The 23,661-nt window shown below is 37.4% G+C and carries 21 protein-coding genes; 10 read left to right on the top strand and 11 right to left on the bottom strand.

Annotated elements, in window-relative coordinates; translation table 11 throughout:
- Position 1: 1 nt before the first annotated feature.
- The 8 genes from AW17_RS20100 to AW17_RS20065 all read right to left on the bottom strand — a co-directional run bounded on the left by AW17_RS20100 (position 2) and on the right by AW17_RS20065 (position 7,871).
- Positions 2-1,249, bottom strand: a complete 1,248-nt coding sequence (locus AW17_RS20100) for a TolC family protein (protein ID WP_051691990.1) — start codon at positions 1,247-1,249, stop codon at positions 2-4.
- Positions 1,250-1,286: 37 nt separating this feature from the next.
- Entirely contained in the window at positions 1,287-2,099 is an 813-nt protein-coding gene (locus AW17_RS20095) for a phosphatase PAP2 family protein (RefSeq protein WP_083488785.1), read from the bottom strand.
- Positions 2,100-2,450: 351 nt separating this feature from the next.
- Positions 2,451-3,704 carry a sensor histidine kinase gene (locus AW17_RS20090; protein WP_029279409.1) on the bottom strand — a complete coding sequence of 418 codons (1,254 nt, stop codon included), beginning with the start codon at positions 3,702-3,704 and terminating at the stop codon, positions 2,451-2,453.
- On the bottom strand, positions 3,701-4,378 hold the full coding sequence (locus tag AW17_RS20085; protein ID WP_029279407.1) for a response regulator transcription factor: 678 nt from the start codon (positions 4,376-4,378) through the stop codon (positions 3,701-3,703). Before AW17_RS20085 ends, AW17_RS20090 begins: the two co-directional genes overlap by 4 nt.
- Positions 4,379-4,903: 525 nt before the next feature.
- Complete coding sequence (locus tag AW17_RS20080; RefSeq protein ID WP_029279405.1) at positions 4,904-5,710, bottom strand: M48 family metallopeptidase; 807 nt, start codon at positions 5,708-5,710, stop codon at positions 4,904-4,906.
- Between the two features lie 95 nt (positions 5,711-5,805).
- Positions 5,806-6,453 (bottom strand): glycerol-3-phosphate 1-O-acyltransferase PlsY, encoded by a 648-nt coding sequence (plsY, locus tag AW17_RS20075; protein ID WP_029279402.1) that lies wholly within the window; start codon positions 6,451-6,453, stop codon positions 5,806-5,808.
- A gap of 49 nt (positions 6,454-6,502) precedes the next feature.
- A complete protein-coding gene (gene nadC / locus AW17_RS20070) occupies positions 6,503-7,345 on the bottom strand; it encodes a carboxylating nicotinate-nucleotide diphosphorylase (RefSeq protein ID WP_029279400.1) in 843 nt (280 codons plus the stop codon).
- 160 nt (positions 7,346-7,505) lie between these two features.
- Positions 7,506-7,871: a DUF4783 domain-containing protein gene (locus AW17_RS20065; protein ID WP_245235110.1), complete on the bottom strand. Its 366-nt coding sequence runs from the start codon at positions 7,869-7,871 to the stop codon at positions 7,506-7,508.
- A gap of 206 nt (positions 7,872-8,077) precedes the next feature.
- On the opposite strand from AW17_RS20065, the gene gpmI reads away from it, so the two are divergent.
- Positions 8,078-9,601 carry a 2,3-bisphosphoglycerate-independent phosphoglycerate mutase gene (gpmI, locus tag AW17_RS20060; RefSeq protein WP_029279397.1) on the top strand — a complete coding sequence of 508 codons (1,524 nt, stop codon included), beginning with the start codon at positions 8,078-8,080 and terminating at the stop codon, positions 9,599-9,601.
- A complete protein-coding gene (locus AW17_RS20055) occupies positions 9,601-10,131 on the top strand; it encodes a hypothetical protein (protein ID WP_029279394.1) in 531 nt (176 codons plus the stop codon). The genes gpmI and AW17_RS20055 overlap by 1 nt, the downstream gene beginning before the upstream one ends.
- Positions 10,132-10,183: 52 nt before the next feature.
- On the opposite strand, the gene AW17_RS20050 is transcribed toward AW17_RS20055, so the two are convergent.
- Positions 10,184-10,804 carry a tetratricopeptide repeat protein gene (locus tag AW17_RS20050; RefSeq protein WP_029279392.1) on the bottom strand — a complete coding sequence of 207 codons (621 nt, stop codon included), beginning with the start codon at positions 10,802-10,804 and terminating at the stop codon, positions 10,184-10,186.
- 317 nt (positions 10,805-11,121) lie between these two features.
- Between AW17_RS20050 and lon the strand changes: the two genes are divergently transcribed.
- Together lon and AW17_RS20040 are read left to right on the top strand one after the other, a co-directional pair.
- On the top strand, positions 11,122-13,593 hold the full coding sequence (lon, locus tag AW17_RS20045; RefSeq protein ID WP_029279390.1) for an endopeptidase La: 2,472 nt from the start codon (positions 11,122-11,124) through the stop codon (positions 13,591-13,593).
- Between the two features lie 84 nt (positions 13,594-13,677).
- Complete coding sequence (locus AW17_RS20040; protein WP_029279388.1) at positions 13,678-14,628, top strand: lipid A deacylase LpxR family protein; 951 nt, start codon at positions 13,678-13,680, stop codon at positions 14,626-14,628.
- Positions 14,629-14,748: 120 nt separating this feature from the next.
- On the opposite strand, the gene arfB is transcribed toward AW17_RS20040, so the two are convergent.
- Both arfB and AW17_RS20030 read right to left on the bottom strand, forming a co-directional pair.
- Positions 14,749-15,156 (bottom strand): alternative ribosome rescue aminoacyl-tRNA hydrolase ArfB, encoded by a 408-nt coding sequence (gene arfB, locus AW17_RS20035; protein ID WP_029279386.1) that lies wholly within the window; start codon positions 15,154-15,156, stop codon positions 14,749-14,751.
- A 38-nt stretch (positions 15,157-15,194) separates the two neighbouring features.
- Positions 15,195-15,719, bottom strand: a complete 525-nt coding sequence (locus AW17_RS20030; RefSeq protein ID WP_209444303.1) for a ferritin — start codon at positions 15,717-15,719, stop codon at positions 15,195-15,197.
- Between the two features lie 130 nt (positions 15,720-15,849).
- Here AW17_RS20030 and cmk point away from each other — a divergent pair, with 130 nt between their 5' ends.
- From cmk to rpsA, 6 genes are all read left to right on the top strand, one after another.
- Positions 15,850-16,530: a (d)CMP kinase gene (gene cmk / locus AW17_RS20025; RefSeq protein ID WP_029279383.1), complete on the top strand. Its 681-nt coding sequence runs from the start codon at positions 15,850-15,852 to the stop codon at positions 16,528-16,530.
- 307 nt (positions 16,531-16,837) lie between these two features.
- Entirely contained in the window at positions 16,838-17,668 is an 831-nt protein-coding gene (locus AW17_RS20020) for a 3-keto-disaccharide hydrolase (protein WP_029279380.1), read from the top strand.
- A 60-nt stretch (positions 17,669-17,728) separates the two neighbouring features.
- Entirely contained in the window at positions 17,729-19,228 is a 1,500-nt protein-coding gene (locus AW17_RS20015; protein ID WP_051691989.1) for a TPM domain-containing protein, read from the top strand.
- A 19-nt stretch (positions 19,229-19,247) separates the two neighbouring features.
- Positions 19,248-19,904: a signal peptidase I gene (gene lepB, locus AW17_RS20010; RefSeq protein WP_029279376.1), complete on the top strand. Its 657-nt coding sequence runs from the start codon at positions 19,248-19,250 to the stop codon at positions 19,902-19,904.
- 138 nt (positions 19,905-20,042) lie between these two features.
- Positions 20,043-21,023: an SH3 domain-containing protein gene (locus AW17_RS20005; RefSeq protein WP_029279374.1), complete on the top strand. Its 981-nt coding sequence runs from the start codon at positions 20,043-20,045 to the stop codon at positions 21,021-21,023.
- Between the two features lie 566 nt (positions 21,024-21,589).
- On the top strand, positions 21,590-23,524 hold the full coding sequence (rpsA, locus tag AW17_RS19995; protein WP_029279370.1) for a 30S ribosomal protein S1: 1,935 nt from the start codon (positions 21,590-21,592) through the stop codon (positions 23,522-23,524).
- Positions 23,525-23,661 lie beyond the last annotated feature (137 nt).

The following is a 23,661-nucleotide window of genomic DNA, read 5'->3' as shown; positions in this document are numbered from 1 at the left end:
GTTATCGGTTCCAGTAATTAAATTGGTTGATCAGTTTTAAACGGTTAATATTGGTTTGGCGCAATAAATTTTGAGCTGCCATATAGTTGTTGATCGCAATAACAAAATCAGCCACTTTTAAATCGCCAGTGTGCATCAGTTTACTGTCTACCTCAATCAAACCCTTGCTAAAACGGATCTGCTCGTTAATTTTTGGAAAGAGCGCATCGGTCTGGTTAATCTGCTGACGGATCAGGTTTAGCTGTTGTTGTTGCTGGCGGACAAAAAAATCGCGGTAACTGGATATGGTTTTAGCAGAAAGACTGAGTTTATTATACTGCATTTTTTTCTGATGACCATCGTAAATCGGAACGGAAAAAGTAAAACCAATACTTGCCCCAAAATTTTTATAGGGCTGCAAAACAAATGAAGAATTATAACCCCCATTTGCATACACCCCAAGTTTGGGTTTATAGTTAAAGTTGATCGCGTTTTTTTGATTGCTGTTTTTTAAACTGTCGATATCAAAACGTTTATTAAAAAAGCTTCGATCCATTGAGGTGTAGGCGGTCTGCAATTGGGGGTCGGCTAACTTAACCTGTGTGGTATCAGAAATACCAGCCAGATAGTTTAACGTGGCATAGTCATTTTTAAACTGCAGTTCGGCCTGTTTTACTACCAATTGCTGTTGTTGTAGCGTAACCAGGAAAGTTAAATACTCTGATTGCTTGTAAATATTGCTTCTGGTTAATTTTTTAAGCAGTGCTTCTTCTTGTTCGAGCAGCGTAACCACTTCCCGATTAAAATATACCTGTTCTTGACTGGCATAGGCTAGAATATATTGATCGGCAATAGATCTTTGCAAATCATACAGCGAGAGTTGCCCCGCATATTTAATTGAATCGCTTTGGATTTTAATGCCCTCGAGCTGGTTATTGATGCGTTTCTTGTTCAACAGATCATAATTCACATTAAGTAGTGCTTCTAGCGCCTGCCCATTGGTAAGCACTTCATCGTAACCATAACCACGTACAATTGGTGCATACATTCCGGCAGAACTGGCTGTAACCTGTGGCCCTCCGGTAGCCCGAACAATCAAACTATCTATCCCTGCCGAACGTTGTTGGTTCTGAAAATCTTTAAGTACAGGACTTGTAAATTCAGCCTGTTTTAAATAATAATCAAGACTTTTTGACGGGACTTGAGCCACTGCCCCTGCCGCCCAAAAGCTAACCAAGCATATAATCAGGCATTTCAACTTTATATTCATTTTTGGATGATTTCAACTCAAAAAATATTGAACAACATTAAAATCTGCCCGAGAGCATTAAACCCGTGTTACCTTGTTGATGGAAGGGCATAAACGTAAAATTTCCATCTTTTTTTGTGGTAAAAAGGTTTTTGATGTAAGGATAAATAAGATAAGATAGCTTTGTAGAAGCAATCCCGAATCCAGCGCCGGCCACCACATCACTAAACCAGTGTTTGTTGTTATACATCCGCAATGTTCCGGTGGCAGTGGCGACAAAATAACCTGCATAACCAATCCAAGGGTTCACATCTTTATACTCCTGATGCAGAAATTCTGCCGCCATAAATGCAGACGCGGTATGCCCGGAGGGAAAAGAATTTTCTCCACTTCCATTTGGTCGCTCTCTACCCATGCCCTGTTTTACAAAATGAGTAGAAACACCCATAATTGCAGCCGAGGTTACATATAACATAGAAGCATCGAACAGGTTATGCTTGCCTTTTATACCCGACAAATTAAGTGCGTATACTGCAGCAGCAGGTGCAAATTGGAGATAATCATCAACATGAGCGGCAAATAAAGGATGGTCTTCCTGTAATTCTGCTTTGGTACTTACATCCAGTTGTTTTAATGCACCATGATCGTAAACAGCGGCAAAACCATAACCAGCAAATAAAACAGGCGCAATAAATGTCGTTACCTGAAACCTTCTTTTCAGGATCTGATTATCAGCATACCATCGTCCTAGAGAATCTGCAGGGATGTTTTTAACCGAATCTATATTTTGAGTGTACCCAATAACGGCAGCAGCATAAGTTTGACTTCTGTAACTTACCATAATCAACAACAGCCCTAAAAACCTTTTCATAGTTTAAATTTTAATCAAAACTATAATCGAATTATGGAGAAATTCTGAAGTTATGAGTGAATGAAACTATTTAAATTAGATATTCGAAATGGATAATTCGATAGTGACAGGTGGTAACACCTATCACCACATCAGCAAGGGGTAATCGATAGTGACAGGTGGTAACACCTATCACCACTAAAAAATCTGCGGAAATCATCTTAAATCAGCGGCAATAAAAAATATGACAAAATGCTTCATCTTAAGCCTCCCGGAGATATAACTAATCTACATAGAAAATGTTGATCATTGTGGAGATTGCTTCACCCCCACTACCTTAAATCCTACCCTTCAGCTCGCAATGACGAATCATTAACCACCAAAATAAACAGTAAAAACATGTTCGCCACTTTCTTCGTGATAATCAATACGAAAGCCATAAAGGTTACAGATCTGTTTAGTTATGGCTAACCCAAGTCCCATGCCTTCAGAATCTACAGATTTTGAAAAGCGATCGAAGATTTTGGTTTGTAAATGACTGGCTTTCCCTGAATTGGAAATGGTTAGCGCCTGTTGATCAAGTTGGATATGAATGTGTCCACCACTTACATTATGCCGCACTGCATTGCTAAAAAGATTGTTTAGCAAAATATCAGCAAGATACCTGCTCATTTTGATTTCCACAGGTACAAGCTTTTCAGTTAACACCAGTCCGTCCTTTTCTAATAGCTCCTGAAACTGACGGCTCTTAGCTTCTGTCATTTCTTTGAGTTCGATATTCTGAAAATCGGGAATCAGGTTATTTTCAATTTTGGCCAACAATAAGAGTGATTGATGCAATCTTGATAATCTGCCTGTAGCATGATAAATATCTTCCAATAATGCGCCCTGCTGCTCGGTAAACGACTCTGTTTGCAGCAAAGAATCTAATTTAGAATTAATTACGGCTAATGGAGTCATCATTTCATGCGAAGCATTATCGGTAAAACTTTTAAGTTCCTTATAGTCTTGCCGTACTCTTTCGGCCATGGCATTTACAGACTTGTTAAGTTCGTTAAACTCATCAATTTTAGTTAGCTCTTGTTCAATAGTATCCATCCGGGTTACTTCGAAAGCTTTCATCCGGTTCAAAGTAGAATAAAAGGGACGCCAAAGTCTGCTCAGTACAAATCTGTTGATCAGCAATAAGGATAAAAGCAAAACAACTGTAATTCCGAGTGTTATTAAAAGAATTATTCTAATAAGGTCTTCTGATTCTACCCTCGATTTGGTTATTGTTACCTCAATGGTTTTACCATCTAAGTGTACAACCGTAATCAGACTTCTCCCAGGTTCGTTTTCACGTTCTTTCGGGTTAAAATAAATTGTGTTTAGAAATTCTCTTTCAGAAATAATCCCACTTAGTGTTTTATAAGATATCTGTTGATCGAGATAACTTGCAGGCAGTGGGAGTTTATGAAAAGTGTTTACATACTGGTTAATTTCATTTTCTTCAACGGCTAAATCGCGATCTAATTTTTCGGTTAAAATAAAATGGATTACAACATAGTAAATAATCCCCGTAATGATTAATACAACGATAGAGGTTAAAATATTTGCCTTGTTGTAACGGTTAGAGAGTTTCATATGTCGCCAAATTTATAGCCTATCCCATAAACAGAACGAAGATAATCTGCTGCTCCGGCTTCGAGCAATTTTTTACGGAGATTTTTAACATGGGTATAAATAAAGTCGAAATCATCCGATAAGTCCATTTCGTCGCCCCAAAGATGCTCGGCCATTGCATTTTTGGTGACGACTTTATTACGGTTAGAAAGAAAATACACCAGCAGATCGAACTCTTTTTTAGTAAGTGTTACCTGATTTCCTTTAACAGTAATTTTCATTGCCGAAACATCTACAGTGATCTCGTTGAAAACAATAATATTGGCGCCATCAAAATTCTTTCTGCGTATAATAGCGCTTACACGCGCTTTTAGTTCCGATAAATGAAAAGGCTTAACCAAATAATCATCGGCACCAAGATCGAGCCCTGCAAGTTTGTCATCTAAAGAATGGCGCGCAGAAATAATGAGTACACCATCTCTTTTTTTCAGTTGTTTAAGTTTGGTTAATAATTCCAGTCCTTCCCCACCAGGTAAGCCCAAATCTAATAGAATGCAATCGTAACTATAAAGCGATATTTTCTCATAGGCAGCGGCAAAATCTGAAGCATGCTCGCAAATATTCCCTTCTCCTGTAAAATAGGCAAGGATACTCTCTAGTAAAGCCTGTTCATCTTCAATGACTAAAATTTTCATTGCTTAATCATTTTGTTATTTAGTTGGACATAAAGTAATCATTAAAACCAGAAAATAAAGAGCCTTTTTAAATTTTATTATAAATTATTAACCTGAATACTGATTAAGCCGTTTTGATTCCGTTTCTTTCTGACAAACACTAAGATAAATATAAGTCAAAATCCTTCTGGGACACCCAAAAAACAAAAAATTAACACATAACTCCCTAAATATCAGCACCGTTTATTCAGGGTTTAAAAAACAGCGGAAGACAGGAAAGAGGGTGTATCATAAAGGCGATTTCACCTCAGATGCTGTCATGTTGTCCAAAGGACTCCTACGGAGAGCCTGTCGAAACACCTTAGAGGGTATTTAAGCGGGTCCTTCGACAAGCTCAGGATGACAAATCTATCTTTATGATACAAGCTCGATAAGATCTTAATAGCAAGAACGATGCTGAAATAAATTCAGCATGACGACACTTTAAAAAGGTGGAAAATTCTGCATTATGCAAAACCTTCCACCTTAAACCTTAAGCCCTACACCTTATTTTTTATAATACTGTTGCGCTTCAGGTAAATATTTTTGGATCTGTGCAATACGTGTCGCATCGCTTGGGTGGGTACTTAAAAATTCAGCTGGTTTCTGCGCCCCTGCCGATGCCGCCGACATTCTATTCCAGAAAGCAGTAGCATTTTGTGGATTGTATCCGGCCATGGCCATAAAAATCAAGCCTAAACGATCGGCTTCTAATTCCTGATTGCGACTGAATTTTAACATCGCCACTGGTGTACCTACACCATAAAGGGTATTAAAAATAGATTGCGTTTTTGGATTTTTAGACAATGCAACACCTGCTGCTGCACCAATACCCTGGGCAACCATTTCCTGCGACATCCGTTCTGCAGAGTGACCTGCAATGGCGTGGGCAATCTCATGGCCCATTACGGTGGCCAAGCCTGCATCGTCTTGTGTTATGGGTAAAATACCTGTATAAACTACAATCTTTCCTCCTGGCATACACCAGGCATTTTTCTCGTTGTTCTGCACCACATTAACTTCCCATTGATAATCTGCAATCAGGTTACCATAATTATTGCTGTTCATATACGATTTTACAGCCGTAATTAATCTACTACCAACGGTTTTAACTTTCAAAGCCTGCGCATTCGAGGCTGGTAAAACTGTAGTTTTATTCTCCGTTAAAAAGGTGCTATAAGCCTGGAAAGCCATTGGCAAAACCTGGTCGTTACTCACTAAATCAAATCGACTACGGCCTGTTAAAGGAACGGTAGAACAGGAGTTAAATAATAATACTCCAGCAACACTTGCTGTTAAAAATAACTTTTTCATAATGCGATTTTAAATGATTAGTAAATACTGATAAGCAAAACCGTAGATTAAACAGTAAGCCTATAAATAAGTTTTAATGAAATGTGTTTTGTTAATTAATTAGTTTTCTTCCTAAACAAATACACTTTAGATTCTTTGCCTTTCAGCAATCTTTCGAGGTTTTTTTGGTGCGTAACTAAGATTAAAATACAAACCACCATGCCATAAAGCACTTCCGATTTGATGGAAACCTGAAACAAGAACACCACACTGAGCGGAAAAGTAAATCCTGCACAAATGGAGCTTAATGAAACATATTTAGTTAACAACAACACAACCACAAAAACCAGAACACAAAGCATAGATGCTTCGAAGTTAACTGCCAAAATCATTCCAAAAAGTGTAGCAACACCTTTTCCGCCTCTAAAACCTGCAAAAACAGGAAATAAATGTCCCATTACTGCGGTTACACCGAGTGCAAGTTGATAATTGACAAAAACAACTGAATTTTGTGGTCCGGTTACCGACATGCCGATTAAATAGGCCAGATTGGTTGCGGTATAACCTTTTGCAATATCGATGATCATTACAGCAATTCCGGCTTTTTTGCCCAATACCCTAAAGGTATTGGTTGCGCCAGCGTTGCCACTTCCATACTCTCTTACATCGACCCCATAAAAGGCCTGACCAAGCCATACAGCTGTTGGTATAGATCCAAAAAGGTAGGCAATTAATAACGCGCTGAGAGAATAAACCGTAACCATAGCCTACAATGATACAAAAAATAAGCTTTTAATTTTATAGCAAATCACTTTAGTATGCTTTTAAACTCATATCCAGGCTTTTCACAGAGTGTGTAAGCGCGCCCATCGAAATAAAATCTACTCCGCAAGCAGCATATTCGGCAACATTCTCTTCAGTAATCCCTCCGGAAGCTTCTGTAATAAATTTACCGTCGATTAATTTAACCGCAGCTCTTAGGTTTTCGAAACTGAAATTATCAAGCATAATACGGTCTACGCCACCAATAGACAAAACTTGAGACAACTCTTCCAGGTTACGCACCTCAATTTCGATCTGAAGTGATTTATTTTGATCAATCAGATATTTTTTAGCGGCTGTAATGGCGTTTGAAATTCCTCCTGCATAATCTACATGATTATCCTTAATTAAGATCATATCATATAAACCGATGCGGTGATTTACACCTCCTCCTATCCTTACTGCCCATTTTTCTAAATAGCGAAGTCCTGGAGTGGTTTTACGGGTATCTAAAATTTTGGTTTTAGTTGTTTTCAATAAAGAAACAATCCGATGGGTTTTAGTTGCAATACCACTCATGCGTTGCATACAGTTTAAAACCAAACGCTCTGCAATCAAAATAGCATGTGTACTTCCTGAAACGGTTAGGGCGATATCGCCTACTTTTACCGCTACACCATCCTGCAACAGTACATCAACCTTTAAAGTATCATCAACTTCCTTAAAAATCTCAAGAGCCAGTTCAATTCCAGCCAAAACACCATCTTCTTTGATAATCAGTTTTGCTTTTCCCTGCGTTCCGGGTGGAATTGTTGACAGTGAAGTATGATCACCATCACCAACATCTTCGGCAAGGGCATTTTTTATGAATTGATGTATAAGTTGAGTATCCAAAATGTAGATTTTATGCCGCAAAAATAAGAAATATTTGTTAGCAGACAATTTACTTAAGCGTTAAAGTGATTTGTTAACATCAGAAGTTTCTAGCCTCCGCGACTTATGAAGTTGGCACAGGCATAGTGGTGTCATAACTTCGCAAGTACTGCCTAGCCAATTAATCCTTTGCCGGTTCGATCCTTAATTCAGTAATCGAAAAGCTGGTATTGAATTTTTTCATGGTAATAGAAACCCTGAAGGTTTCTTTGGCGGTACTTAGGATAATTACGCCAAAACGATAATTTGGATTCGTATTAATTTTATGAAAAATACTTGTTTTTATTGGCGGATGTTTAACAAAAAAATCTCTTAAAATCTGTTCACCCTGTGCTTTTGAGTATACATCTTCTTCATCAACTATAATAAGCTCAATAGTTGAGGCGAAATTTTTCGCAATTTCTTTTGAGTTGCCAGCCTTAAAATACGAGGATAAATCATCAATAATATCTGCCTGAAGAGCTATAGGATGATATAATGATGACAAACTAATAATGAGTAAAAATAAGCTCCGGATCATTTCTGTATTTTATACAGAACCCTATAGCTAAAATTATGCCATTAGCGTATCAAAAAAAGGATTTCTTCATTTGTATAAACATCAATAAAGTTATATTTGCCATATAAACAAAACACTAAAACATGTTATACATGAAAATGTTTTAATGTGGATCAATAAATTTTACAATAAAAATGGTAAACGATAAAAAACTCGCGCTTATAATTCTAGATGGCTGGGGCTACGGAAAACAAGATAATTCTGATGCTGCATATGCCGCCAACACTCCTTTTTTCGATTCGTTATTACAGAAATACCCTAATTCAAAGCTTGAAGCATCTGGTGAAGCTGTAGGTTTGCCAGCTGGGCAGATGGGTAACTCCGAAGTTGGGCACATGAACTTAGGCGCAGGTAGGGTAGTTTACCAGGAGCTTGGAAGAATCAACAAATCGATTACCGACAGAGAATTGCACAGCAACCCGGTTTTGGTAAGTGCATTCGATTATGCTAAGCAGCATAACAAAGCAGTTCACTTCATCGGTCTGGTTTCAAATGGCGGTGTGCATGCGCATATCGAACATTTAAAAGCTTTATGTGATGCCGCAAATGAAGCAAACGTACCGAACACTTTTGTTCATGCTTTTTTAGATGGCCGTGATACTGATCCAAACTCCGGCTTGGGCTTTATCACTGATCTGGAAAACCATATCCAAAACACCAATGCTAAATTGGCTACCATGGTTGGCCGTTATTATGCAATGGACCGCGATAACCGCTGGGAGCGTGTTAAACAAGCTTACGACGTAATGGTAAACGGTATTGGCGAAAAAACCCAGGATGCTTTAGCATCAATCAAAAAATCATATACCGATGGCGTAACTGATGAGTTTTTAAAACCAATCGTTTTAACGCAGGATAATGGCGCACCAGTTGCTACGATTCAAAATGATGACGTAGTAATCTGTTTTAATTTCCGTACCGATAGAGGGCGTGAAATCACCGCTGCATTAACACAAAAAGATTTCCCAGAACAGCAGATGCATAAACTACCATTGTATTATGTTACCATGACTACTTACGATGAGAGTTTTGAAAAGGTAAATGTAATTTTCACCAAAGATGATTTAACCCAAACCATTGGCGAAGTACTGGCCAACAACAATAAAAATCAGATCCGTATTGCGGAAACTGAGAAATACCCCCACGTAACCTTCTTCTTCTCGGGCGGAAGGGAAGCCGAATTTAAAAATGAAAAACGCCTTTTAATTCCTTCACCAAAAGTAGCCACCTATGATCTTCAACCAGAAATGAGTGCCGCGGGGATTACAGATGCCATTACCAAAGAAATGGAAACCGGATGGGCTGATTTTATTTGCTTAAATTTTGCCAATCCGGATATGGTTGGTCACACAGGTGTTTTTGAAGCTGTAATAAAAGCAGTAGAAACTGCAGACAAATGTGCAGAAACGGTGGTAAACAAAGGTTTGGAACATGGTTATTCGTTTATTCTTTTGGCCGATCATGGTAACTCTGAATTTATGGTAAATGGAGATGGTTCTGCCAATACTGCGCATACCACCAACCTGGTTCCTTGTATTTTAATTGATAAGGACTATAAAACCATTGCAGATGGTAAATTAGGCGACATTGCCCCTACTATTCTAAAAATATTAGGTGTCGCCATTCCAGCAGAAATGACAGGAAACATTTTAGTATAATGGTTAAAAAACTTCATATCCTGGTATTTGCTTTGGCATTGTTTTCCTGCAATCAGAGAAAAGAAGCTGAAGCAAATACCGATTTATTGTACTTTGATGTAAAAGGATATTTTGGAAAGGAAATTTCGCGTTTACAAAAGCTAAATCCTATTGTAAATAAAACCGTTAGTGTAAACGGAGCAGCCGAAAACAAAACGTCTAAAATTGCTGACTGGGCAAAAGAATTAGCCATTTTTGTCAACGCTGACATCAATAAAACATCGTGGAAAGGAAGTTTTAAAACAAAAGAACAAGATGGGGTAGATATTTATACTTCCAACAATAAAAAAATCCCTATTAAGAAGGTTTCCATAACCTGGAAAGGCCAGAAAGCTAGCAAAATAGAGATCATCATCGATAATAAAAATATCTTATACCAATCTCAGGATACTTTAACCTATTGTCCAGATAGCCTTTACACAATTAAAAAGCAACAGAAAATTAGATTGCTAAGCGAAAAGAAGTATTCAGTTATTGGAAAGCTGAAATAAAAAAAATGGGGCCCGAAATATTCAAGTCCCATTTTTCTTTAAAGGTTATATTTTATTTTAGGCTAGCAATCTGCGCCTTATCGTAGGTTACCCAATCAATAATATCTTTTCTTAAGGGCTGCAAGGTTAATACCTTCTGAAAATCAGCGATAGAATTGTTGAACAAAGCTACGCAAGCCGCCTTTTCTTCTTTTTTCTTCGCTTTAAAAGATCTGAAAATTGCATAATCCTTATAAGCTAAGCCACGGTTCTGAAACATTTGAGCATCTTCATCACCATTAATTTCAATGGCTTTTGTAAAATCTTTGAGAGATGCCAAATAAAAATTCTCGCGCATAGTATTTAACGACTCTTTGGGATCGTTAGCGATTTTTAATCTTGCTATCCCACGGTAATAATATGCAGAAACTTCAGATGGTTTGATGGTTAATAAACGGCTGTAAGTTGCAATACATTTCTCGTATTCGCGATTTTGGAAATAAGAATATCCAAGCATCTGGAGTACGGTTGCATTGTCAGGAGTTTTAGCATCAGCTTTTTCTAATTGTATAGCGGCAGTTTTATAATCACCTTTCATAATAGCCTGCATGCTTCTATCGTAATTGCTTTGTGCGAAACTACTGGTTGATGTAAAAATAATTAATCCTAAAATCGCCTTTTTAAAATAGTTCATGTATGAGTAATAAGTTTAACAAATCTAACGCCTAACCAAATTTATAGGAGAAATTTTTTGCAATATAATCCTATTCTGATAATTTAAAAGTTTTTAATTTTCTTTCATTCAAAACCAAATACCCTAAACACTAGCTTAAACGCTAAAATATGCTTTATATGATATTGGCAAAAATATTTATATTACGCTGCCTTTTTAACATAAGATTAATATTATTTTCACTTTGGCACAAGAGTTGAATTTATTAACTTAATACCAAAATTAAACAAAGTGAATACGATTAAACTGCCAGTTTGTCGTTAGCGGAAAATGTGATAATGAGTAAACAAGATATATTTGATTTCCATACAGCAATGCCAATCATAAATGAGGATACCGAATTTTTTCCCTTAATGTCTCAACAAGACGAAGAGGAAATGAACAATGAGGAAACGCCCGAAACGTTGGCTATATTGCCTTTGCGAAACACAGTTTTATTTCCAGGAGTAGTTATTCCTATTACAGTTGGAAGAGATAAATCGATTAAATTAATTAAGGAAGCTTACAAAGGAAATAAGATTATTGGGGTTGTTTCTCAAAAAGACGTTTCCATTGAAGACCCTACGTTTGAGCAACTTAACACAGTTGGTACGGTTGCAAACATCATTAAGCTATTGCAGATGCCTGATGGGAATACCACAGTAATTATCCAGGGCAAACAACGTTTCAGCTTAATTGAAGAGGTACAGAACGAACCTTACATTAAAGCAGTTGTTAAAAAATTCGAAGAACAAAAGCACAAAGCAGATAAAGAGTTTAAAACATTAATCGCTTCTATCCGCGAAATGTCTGCTCAGATTATCCAGCTATCACCAAATATTCCGAGTGAAGCCAGTATTGCACTTAAAAACATCGAGAGCAATTCATTTTTGATCAATTTCATTTCGTCAAATATGAATGCCGAAATGGCCGATAAGCAAAAAATCCTTGAAATGGATAAATTGCAGGAAAGAGCGCAAAAGGTAATGGAGCTTTTAATGGTCGAATTGCAGATGCTGGAGCTGAGAAATCAGATCCAATCGAAAGTACGTACGGATTTAGACAAGCAACAACGTGATTATTTTTTAAACCAACAGCTAAAAACCATTCAGGAAGAATTGGGAGGCAGCTCTGCCGATTTAGAATTCGATGCTTTGCAAGAAAAAGCCAAGAAGAAAAAATGGGCAAAAGCAGTTGCCGAACATTTTGATAAGGAGCTAGATAAGCTGGGTAGAATGAACCCTGCTGCACCGGATTACTCTGTTCAGTTAAATTATTTGGAACTTCTTTTAGATTTACCCTGGAGCGAGTTTACGAAAGATAATTTCGACCTAAAAAGAGCACAACGTATCTTAGATAAAGATCACTTTGGTTTAGAAAAAGTTAAGCAACGCATTATAGAATACTTAGCCGTTTTAAAATTAAAGCGTAATATGAAAGCGCCAATCTTATGTTTGGTTGGCCCTCCGGGAGTTGGTAAAACATCTTTAGGAAAATCTATTGCGAAAGCGCTAGGCCGTAAGTATGTACGTATGGCTTTAGGCGGTATCCGCGATGAAGCAGAAATCCGTGGCCACCGTAAAACTTACATAGGTGCAATGCCAGGCCGTATTATTTCCTCTATTAAAAAAGCGGGGGCAGATAATCCTGTTTTTGTTTTGGATGAGATTGATAAAGTAGGAACCGACCACCGCGGCGATCCATCATCAGCTTTGCTTGAAGTATTAGACCCTGAACAAAACAGCGCCTTCTACGATCATTATGTAGAAATGGATTACGATTTATCCAACATCCTGTTTATTGCAACAGCAAATTCTTTAAGCACCATACAACCTGCTTTGTTAGATCGTATGGAGATTATTGAAGTAAATGGATATACGATTGAAGAAAAAATAGAAATCGCTAAAAAATACCTGTTGCCTAAACAGAAAGAAAACCATGGTTTACAAACCAAGGATATTAACCTAAAAACGCCGCTGATCGAAAAAGTGATTGAAGATTATACCAGAGAATCTGGTGTGCGTGGTTTGGAGAAAAAAATAGGTTCTTTGGTACGTGGTGTGGCTACAAAAATTGCGATGGAAGAAACCTACGATTCCAATTTAAGCAATGATGATGTAGAGCGTATTTTAGGTGCGCCTATTTACGATAAAGACTTATACGAAGGCAATGAAGTAGCTGGGGTAGTAACTGGCTTAGCCTGGACAAGCGTAGGAGGTGATATTTTATTCATCGAATCGAGTTTAAGCCCAGGAAAAGGAAAATTAACCTTAACAGGTAACCTTGGCGATGTAATGAAAGAATCAGCGGTTATCGCGCTAGCTTATTTACGCGCCCATGCAGCCGAATTTGATATAGACTACAGTTTATTTGACAACTGGGATGTTCACGTTCACGTGCCTGCAGGTGCTACACCAAAAGACGGACCTTCGGCCGGGGTAACGATGCTTACCGCCCTAACGTCGGCATTTACACAACGTAAGGTGAAACAGCATTTAGCTATGACTGGTGAGATTACTTTACGGGGAAAAGTACTTCCGGTTGGTGGTATCAAAGAAAAGATCCTAGCGGCAAAAAGAGCAAACATTAAAGAAATTATCCTTTGCAAAAGCAACCGTAAGGATATTTTAGAGATTAAAGAAAGTTACATCAAGGATTTAAAATTCCATTATGTAACCGAAATGAGTGAAGTAATTGAGTTGGCTTTAACCAAAAACAAGGTTAAAAAACCTTTAGATTTAAGTGTTAAAATTGCACCGATTGTAAACTAATTGCTAATTCTTTTGGATTAACAATCAAAAATCCAATTACAATAAATACTTTTATAGCCTAGGTAAATTGCCTGGGCTTTTTTTATGAGATCATTTTTATTCACTATAGTTTTTTGTTTGGTTGTTTCAACCAGTTTCGCTCAATCTTTTAAAAACGAATTCGGTTTTAAAACTGAAAACGATGCTTATTTGGCTACTTTAAACGATCGATATTATACCAACGGATTATTTATCTACTTCCGCCATGCCATTAATACTGAAAAGCTATCAGATAAAATAGAGAAAAAGACCTATGAAATTTCTGCCGGGCAGAAAATGTATACGCCTTATTGGGGCCAGGTTCCTAACAAGGAAGACCAGGACAGGCCTTTTGCGGGTTATCTTTATGCCAGTGGTGCATATTCTGTTTTCTATAAAAATGAGAGCGTTTTAAAAACCAGTGTAGAATTGGGAACAGTTGGCCCTAACTCGCTTGCCCAAACAGCACAGCGTTTCCTACATAAAACCGTAGGGTTTTATACCCCTGCAGGTTGGGATTACCAGATTAAAAACGAACTGGCCGTAAACCTTGCCGCAAATTATAGCAAACTGCTGCTTAGACCTGAAGACCCTATCTTGGATATCAGTGCACAGGGTTATGCCAATTTAGGAACAACTTTTTCGGGTTTGGGTGCATCGGTGCTTTTTAGGGCCGGTAAACTAAATCAATTATTCAACAGTGCCTATCACAACGCGGTGATCGGAAATTCAAAAACCAAAAGCTTAAACAGCTCGGAATTTTTCTTTTACGTAAAACCACAGCTAAACTTTGTTGCCTACGATGCCACTATACAGGGAAGTCTTTTTAATGACAACAGTCCATTAACTTTTGGCGTAAAACCGATTGTTTTTGAGCAACAGTTTGGTGTAAATTATAGCTCAAAAAGATTTACTGCCGATTTCAATATCATTTTTAAAACCAAGGAAGTTAAAAGTGTGGCTAAAGCACAGAATTACGGTGGTTTGAGTTTGTATTATCGGTTTGGGAAGAGTTAGGCAATTGTTTGATTGTTAATTTTGTTTCATTGTTGAATAGTTCATTGTCCCAAGCGATCGTCAAAAGATGATTAAAGATATTATTAATCGAACTCAGATTAATAATAAATATATAAAGCATTAAAAATCAGTTACTTTTCGATTTTTTTTCTTTTCAGCTGTAGAGGCCTTATTTTTTAGCCTTTTTTCTATAACGCCTTTAGGTATTTTGGTGGGTTTTCGTTTTTTTTGTACAACAAGCGATCGTTTTAATAAATCGATAAGTTTTACAATGGTTTTCTCTTTGTTTAAAAGCTGGCTCCTATCCTCTTGCGAAACAATATGTAACAGACCTTCAGAATCTAGTCGATTTTCCAGTTTTTCCTTTAAGCGTGTCTTTTCATCTTCGTCTAAATAAAAAGCTGTTTCCAGATCGAAAATTAATTCTACCTTACTCGAAACTTTATTTACATTTTGTCCACCCTTACCCCCACTTCTGGAAGTTTTGAAAGTAACAGACCGTAAAATTTCTTCTCTTGTAGGCAACATGCCGCAAAAGTAATAATTTGGAATTTAATAAAAACAGATTATTCTTCCTCTTTCGATTCGCTGACCTTGCTACGTAAACCTACAATATCTTTATCCAATTGGTAAATACCTCCCCTATCGCTGCCCACCAATTGAAGTTTCTCTAACATCGTTTTCGCCATTTTTTCCTCTTCCAGTTGTTCATCTAAATACCATTGCAAAAATTTAAATGTAAGGTAATCTTTCTCATTCAGCGAAAGTTCTACCAAATCGTTAATACTTTTAGATACCAATAATTCATTATCCAGAAAATCCTGAAATACCTCTATAACCTGTCCGAAAGAGTTTTTGGGCATTTCAAGAGCAGTAATCATCGCATGCCCATCACGATCATTGATATAATGAATCAGCTTAAGCATATGATGACGTTCTTCTTCACTCTGACGGTAGAAAAATTCGGTATAACCTTCTAAACCTGGCTGGGTTTCTAACCATGAAGCAATTCCCAGATAAACTTGCGACGATTCGGCTTCCAGTTTAACCTGGTTATTCAGCGCCTCCAACATTCTTTCAGATAACAACATAATCGTGTTTTTATTTTATAATTAAACACATCCAGCAAATCAATGTTTTAGCATTATCTTGTTTAGAATCTATCTTTATACCTTTAAAAAAATTCAGCATTCTGTTTCTATTTTTTACCTTTGCGCTACGATGAAGAAAAACCTGGTAATAGCAATAGATGGCTACTCATCTTGCGGAAAAAGTACTTTAGCAAAAGCACTGGCTAAAAAATTAGGTTTTATTTATGTAGATAGCGGAGCGATGTACCGTGCCGTTACGCTATACTTCTTAAGAAATAACATCGATATTACTGATGATGCTAAAATTGTTGATGCTTTACAGCACATCGAACTGAATTTCCACTCCCGTGATTACGAATCCCATATTACCCTTAATGGTGAAGAGGTTTCTGATGAAATCCGCTTAATGCCTGTTTCTGAAAATGTAAGCGAGGTTTCGGCACATAAAATTGTGCGTCATGAAATGGTGAAGCAACAGCAGCGCATGGGTAAATCGAAAAACATCGTGATGGATGGCCGTGATATTGGCACTACGGTTTTCCCTGATGCCCCTGTGAAATTTTTTATGACAGCTGATCCGAAAATCAGGGCTGAACGCAGATTTAAGGAACTGGAGAGCAAAGGCAATAACGAAACTACTCTGGAAGAGGTTTTTGAAAACCTTGCCCATCGCGATTATGCCGATACCACCCGTAAGGAAAGTCCGTTGATTAGGGCTGATGATGCCATTATTTTAGATAATACCGATCTTACACAGGAAGAACAATTAGGTTTTGCATTGGAAAGAGTGCAACCGTTTTTGGTTCATTAGTTCATCGGTTCACTAGTCATTAGTTCATTGGTCAATGGTTAATTGTTTAAATCGGTTAACTGATATCTATCGCTGCATCCCAAATACCATAGCTTAGGTAATCGTCTTAAGACTAGGAATTTTAGACTAAATAGATTTCTCCATTCCGCGGTGCTTCAGTCGAAATGACGTATCTCTAAGGTAATTGTTAATCGGTTAACTTGTTCCAAGCTATGGGCTACAAGACTATCAACCATGAGCTATCTGGCTATTGACCTTTGACTTCAAAAAAAAATTCATATTTTTAGCATTCAACCCAAATGTTACTATGAAATTAAAATCAATTTATCTTGCGGTATTATTTTTATCGCTTACTATTCTGAATGCAAACGCTCAAAAAGGCTGGATCAATCTCTTTAATGGGAAAGATTTAAAAGATTGGAACATTAAAATCGCCAAACACGAATACAAAGAAAATTATGCCAACACTTTTCGCGTAGAAAATGGCGTGATGAAAGTGAGTTATGATGGATACAACGAATTTGACAGACAATACGGACATATTTTCTACAAAAAACCGTTTTCGGCCTATCTTTTAAAAGTAACTTATCGTTTTGTTGGCGATCAGGCTAAAGGTGGTGAAGGTTGGGCAACCAGAAATAGTGGTGCCATGTTACATTGCCAAGACCCGGCAACGATGTTGAAAGATCAGGATTTCCCGATTTCAATTGAAGGACAGATTCTGGGTGGTGATGGAGAGCATGAACGTCACACCAGCAACGTATGTACCCCTGGCACATTAATTAACTATAATGGCAAATTATTTACACCGCACTGCCTGGATTCTAAATCGAAAACTTACGCTGGCGACCAATGGGTAACCGCAGAATTTTTAGTGTTAGGTGATTCGGTTATCAAACATATTATTGCTGGCGAAGTAGTATTAGAATATACTAAACCTCAAATTGGTGGTGGCAGCGTTTCTAATTTCGACCCAAAAGTTAAAATAGATGGCAAACCATTAACATCAGGTTATATTTCTTTACAGAGCGAAAGCCACCCGATAGAATTTAAAACCGTGCAACTTTACGATTTGGAAGCCTACATGAAAGATAAAGCAAAACTGGATAAGGTATTGGCTAAAATATTAAAAGAGTAAGCCATATTGGTACTCAGTTGTTAAATGATGATGTAAAAACCTTACACCTAAATTTATACGATGCTCAACACCTATTTATTTAAACCCGTTGCCCTACTATTCTTTCTTTTAGTTGCCAATATTACTTTTGGGCAAACTGCTTACAAAGTAAAAGACATACCAGACCCAAAAAACAATGGAGGAGGTTATGTAAGTGATCCTGACGGCATTTTGGGAAATAGTGCGGTTTCGGGTTTAAATAATACCATTGCCCAGTTTGAACATGAAACCAATGTTCAGGTAGCAGTGGTGATTGTTAACGATTTCGACCATGATAAAGAAGATTTCGATTTTGCATTTGAGCTTTTTAATACCTGGGGAATTGGTTCAAAAACCAGCAATAATGGCTTATTGTTATTTATCTCAAAAGATCGGCGAAAGTACCGGTTCATTACCGGAACGGGAATTGAAGGTGTATTGCCAGATGTAAAGCTTAAACATATTGCCGAGCAGAACCTTTTACCTGCTTTTAGAGAAAACGATTTCAGTACAGGAATTACCAATACCCTTAATGCCATTGGGGTAATTATTTTAAACCCTGAAAATAAATCAGAGCTCAATCAGTTTTTCACCCAACACGAAAGCAACAGTTCACTCGAAAATTTTTGGCTTCCTACTGGAATTATCCTGCTCGCATTTTTTGGGGTGTTCAAAATTGTAAACAGGCAAGCTAAAAATGGCTTAAATCTAAAAGGCTTTGACAAGAACAAAAATAGTTATGATGCTACCATAATAGCTAAAGGCTGTGGAGTGGTTTTTTTTATTGTGTTTGTTTCTATTTTTATTTTTGTTTTTACTGGTGCTTTTGAGCTGTTCGAAAAGATAAAATTAGCACATATCCCTTACATTCTTTTTTCTATCCTGGCCATATTGCTTTTCTTTCGTTACCTTTTCTATTTGTCGGCATTAAGAAAAGCCCACCAGGATGATAAAAATTTCTTTGATGCCGTTGTGGCTTTCCACAAAAAGAACTGGTGGTTAGTTCTTTTCTCTCCTATAATTTTAATTGCAATTATACTCCACCTTATCAAGCGCGTTAAAACCATTGATCGTTTCAAGCCAGTTTTGGATAGTAAAAACAACCCGATGATCCGGGTAGATCGCGATATCAATATAGAAGGGAAACCATTTTTAACAGCAGGACAACGTAAAGAGGAAGTGGTTTTAGCTTATGATTATGATATTTGGGAAAGCACAGACCATAAAGAACACATTATTAAGGCATGGCCAGCGGAAAAACACAACAGTTATACAGAATGCCCCGAATGCGCTTTTAGGACATACAAACTGAATGAACGTGTTACAGTTAAACAGGCCACTTACAGTCACGAAGGGCAGGCAAAGCTGATAAATGAATGCAGTTTTTGTAAAAAAACAGAATTTATAAAGTGGATCACATTGGCCATGTTGGTCGAATCGAGTTCATCATCAAGTTCCTCTTCTTCAAGCAGCTCTTCATCATCAAGCAGTAGCTGGGGTGGCGGCAGTAGCAGCGGTGGCGGTACTGGCGGAAGCTGGTAATTGATTAAAAAAATAAACTATGAAAAAGATCATCTTCATTTTTTCAGGATTTTTCATCCTTCTTGTATGCTTGTGGATCAGCATCAGGTTTTTGGGAATTTTTAACACCTACAAGAATGTTTCCGCTGCAAACGAACCCAATATTGTCGTTGATCAGATTGTAATGGCATCCAATTTAAAAGAAGCCAAAAGAGGTGATCTTATTGTGGTAAAAACGAGCGGTGAGCGTTGCATTTACAGACTTTGTGCTCTCGCTGGAGATAAAATTGAAGTAAAGATGGGAGAAGTTTATTTAAACGGCAAGTTGATGCTTCAAAATTACGACACCAAACACAGCTATAATTTCAGTAATGAAATATATAACGCCTTAATTGGTTCAGGCAAAATAAAAGCTGGAGAAAACACGTATACTATTGGAGATGAGACACATATGGATCTTATTGATGCTCAAGCAAAAAAAGCTGGCATTTACCAATATAAAGAAGTAAAAATGCCTGTATACCGCGATGAGCAAATTGAGCAACAATGGTCTAAGAAGTGGAATGTGGATAATTTCGGCCCTGCCTTAGTTCCAAATGACAGTTTTTTTGTGCTTGGAGACAATAGAAACAACGCTAGAGACTCTAGATACATTGGTTTTATCAAAAAAAGTGAGCTACTGGGCGTAATACTATAAATGGAGGAGATTTGTACCCTTTTTTCAATCTTATCCTCACCTATTAAAAGTATTTCATAATTTTGGCTCACTTAGCACGATATTTGCTCTTAGCGTCGTTGCAATATTTACTAAACTGCTTTGCAGAATCCCATACCTATGACTAGAATTTTCTTCCTCCTCATCGCTCTTTTTATTTTCACTAACCGTTTGAATGCACAAGAAACTTATCGTGTTAAGGCAGACAAATTGCGTGTAAGGGAAAGTAGCGATCCGAAAAGCAAGGTGATTGGAAATATTGCTCAAAATGAAAACATTACGGTTTTAGATGCAGGCAATGCCAAGTTTTACAAAGTAAAGTTTAAAAACCGCGAAGGCTGGGTAAGCAAAGATTTCATCGAAAAAATTGCTCCTGCTGCTAAACTATCAACTCCTCAGCCAAATACTGCACAGCCGGCCGCTACCCCTCAAACGGCAACAAGCACTGATATGTATCGCGCAACTGCTGATGATTTGAGGGTTAGGGAAAAAGCTGATCCGAAAAGCAAAATTGTTGGACACCTACCTAAAGGTGAAAATGTCGCTGTGATCGATTCATCAAATACCAGCTTTTATAAAATTAAGGTTACCAATGGTGAAGGATGGGTGAGTAAAGAGTTTTTGGTCAGGGTTTCTCCTGTAAAAGCAGCAGCCGAAAAAACAAACATTGCGGCATCGGTACCTCAAGAAAACAAAGATTATACGAACATTATCTTTTTTGCGGTTGTGGCCTTAATACTGATTACCATTTTATACTTTTCGATCAAATATGCCAGCGGCAATAAATTTTTGATCGGTTTTTCGGTAATTGTGATTCTGGTAACCGGCTATTTCTGCTACATTACTTTTATACAGGCAAAAGTGGTAACAGGTACTTTTGCAAGCAACGAAGATATACAGTATAAAACCTTCAATTTTAAATCGAAAGATTCGGTAACCGTTACCGATGCCTATACTGATTCCATTTTCACCTCGAAATACATTATTGAGGGGGATATGATCAAACTTTACGATCAGCAGAACACCATAATGCTATTGATCAGAGATGATCAAACATTAATTGGCGAAGGTTTTACAAGAGGAACTTTTACAAAAAAATAGAATTTCCAAAATCACATCAAACGTTCCTACGGAACTTTTTTTTCTACCCATGAATCGTCCCTATGGGACGCTTAGTCTTAACAAATAACCACACACCGCCTAATTGGGCGATTTGCAAATTGAAGCCGATCTGGCAACTTTAGCAACTTTACATGCCGTCCCATCGGGACGCTTGCTAGGTAGCAAATAACCGATGTTATTTGTGTTTCGTTCCGTAGGAACGTTTGGTAGGTATTTGTGCACAACCCTTGTTTTTAAACCTGATAGAGCGGAATAGCCCGGAACGTAGTGAGGACTATAAGCGATAGCAGGGCTGCTGCTCCCGAAGAAATACGGAGCGCTCATTTTCAAATAATTAACCTTAAAATCACTATATATTGGTTTCATATTCTAAAAGCGCATCTGACAAATTTAAATAACCACCCCGCCTTTCAGGCACCCCTCCAAAGGAGGGGAATTATAAAGTGCTAAAAATCAGCAATATTTATTAAAAAAATCTTTTCTATTAATTAAAATATTTTTACCTTTGCAGTCCCTAAATAGGGGAAAAAGGAGATAATTAATTAATGGCTAAAAAACAAGTAGCAGAAAAAGAATTAGCAGCTAAAACAGCTGAACTTCAGGGAGAAGGCGGACGCCTAACTGAAAAAGAAACTATTGAATCAGAAGCTGATTCAGTTTCGATCGAATCGATCAAATCATCATTGGCTACACCATCGGAAGATTTCGATTGGGATGCAGATGAAAAAGTTTTCGGTAATTACAATGATGCAGACCGTAAAAAGTTTGAAGATATGTATGCTGGAACATTCAATCAGATCACTAAAGGTGAAATCATCAGCGGTATCGTTGTTTCAATCAACAACAAAGATGTAGTATTAAACGTAGGTTTCAAATCAGACGGTTTAGTTTCTACTTCTGAATTCCGTGATACACCAGATCTTAAAATCGGCGATTCAGTTGACGTTTTCGTTGAAGCACCAGAAGATGCTAACGGTCAATTGATCCTTTCTCGCAAAAGAGCAAAAACCCAAAGATCATGGGAAGCAATTAACGAGGCTCTTGAAAATGATAGAATCATCAACGGTTTCGTTAAGAGCCGTACTAAAGGTGGTTTAATTGTTGATATCATGGGCGTTGAAGCTTTCTTACCAGGATCTCAAATTGATATTAAACCTATCCGCGATTACGATGTATACGTGGGTAAAACAATGGAATTCAAAGTTGTTAAAATTAACCATGAGTTTAAAAACGTAGTCGTTTCTCATAAAGTGTTAATTGAAGATGATTTAGAAAGCCAAAAAGTAGAGATCGTTTCTAAATTAGAAAAAGGTCAGGTATTGGAAGGTACTGTTAAAAACATTACTGATTTCGGTGTGTTCATCGATTTAGGTGGTGTTGATGGTTTACTTCACATTACTGATATTTCTTGGGGCCGCATAGAGCATCCAAAAGAAGTATTATCATTAGATGAAAAAATCAACGTGGTTGTTTTAGATTTCGATGATGAGAAAAAACGTATCGCTTTAGGCTTGAAACAATTAACTCCACACCCTTGGGAGAACTTAAGCACCGACATCCAAGTTGGTTCTAAAGTAAAAGGAAAAATCGTAACTGTTGCAGATTACGGTGCTTTCTTAGAAATCATCCCAGGTGTTGAAGGTTTAATCCACGTTTCTGAAATGAGCTGGTCACAAAACTTAAGAAATCCACAAGAATTCTTAAAAGTTGGTGATGAGATCGAAGCTGAAGTTTTAACTTTAGACAGAGACGAGCGCAAAATGAGCTTAGGTATTAAACAATTATCTAACGATCCATGGCAAGAAGTTGCTGCTAAATTCCCAGTTGGAAGCAAGCACCAAGCAACTGTTAAAAACATGACTAACTTCGGTGTTTTTGTTGAAATCGAAGAAGGTATTGATGGTTTAATCCACATCTCTGATTTATCTTGGTCTAAAAAAGTAAACCACCCTAACGAATTCACTAAAGTTGGTGATGTATTAGACGTTGTTGTTTTAGAACTTGATGTTGATAACCGTAAATTAAGCTTAGGTCACAAACAATTGGAAGAAAACCCTTGGGATACTTTCGAAACGATCTTCACTTTAGATTCGGTTCACCAAGGTACAGTTGTTAAAGTAACTGATAAAGGTGCTGTTATTGCTTTACCATATGGTGTAGAAGGTTTCGTACCAACTAAACACATGGTTAAAGAAGATGGTACATCAGTTAAAGCTGAAGAAACTAACGACTTCAAAATCATCGAGTTTAACAAAGAAGCTAAACGCATCGTTGTTTCTCACGCCCGTATTTGGGAAGAAGTTAAAGCTGAAGCTGTTGCTGAAGAAAGAGCAACTAAGAAAAAAGAAGCTAAAGCTGCTGTAACTGCGGTTAAAAAAGTTAAAGATTCTGTAGAGAAATCTACTTTAGGAGACTTAGACGTATTGGCTCAATTGAAATCGCAATTAGAAGGCGAAGAAAGCAAAGCTAAAAAAGGCTAGTTCTTTTTAACTGATCATATTAATCCCGATAGCGAAAGTTATCGGGATTTTTTTTGATTATTTTTTTGCCACGGAAACACTGAGCGCACGGATTTCCTTGATGAATCGTCATTGCGAGAAGGCTTTTTCAGCCGACG

The sequence above is a fragment of the Pedobacter borealis DSM 19626 genome (assembly GCF_000708285.2).
GTDB lineage: Bacteria > Bacteroidota > Bacteroidia > Sphingobacteriales > Sphingobacteriaceae > Pedobacter > Pedobacter borealis.
This window is presented reverse-complemented; position numbering and strand designations above follow the sequence as displayed.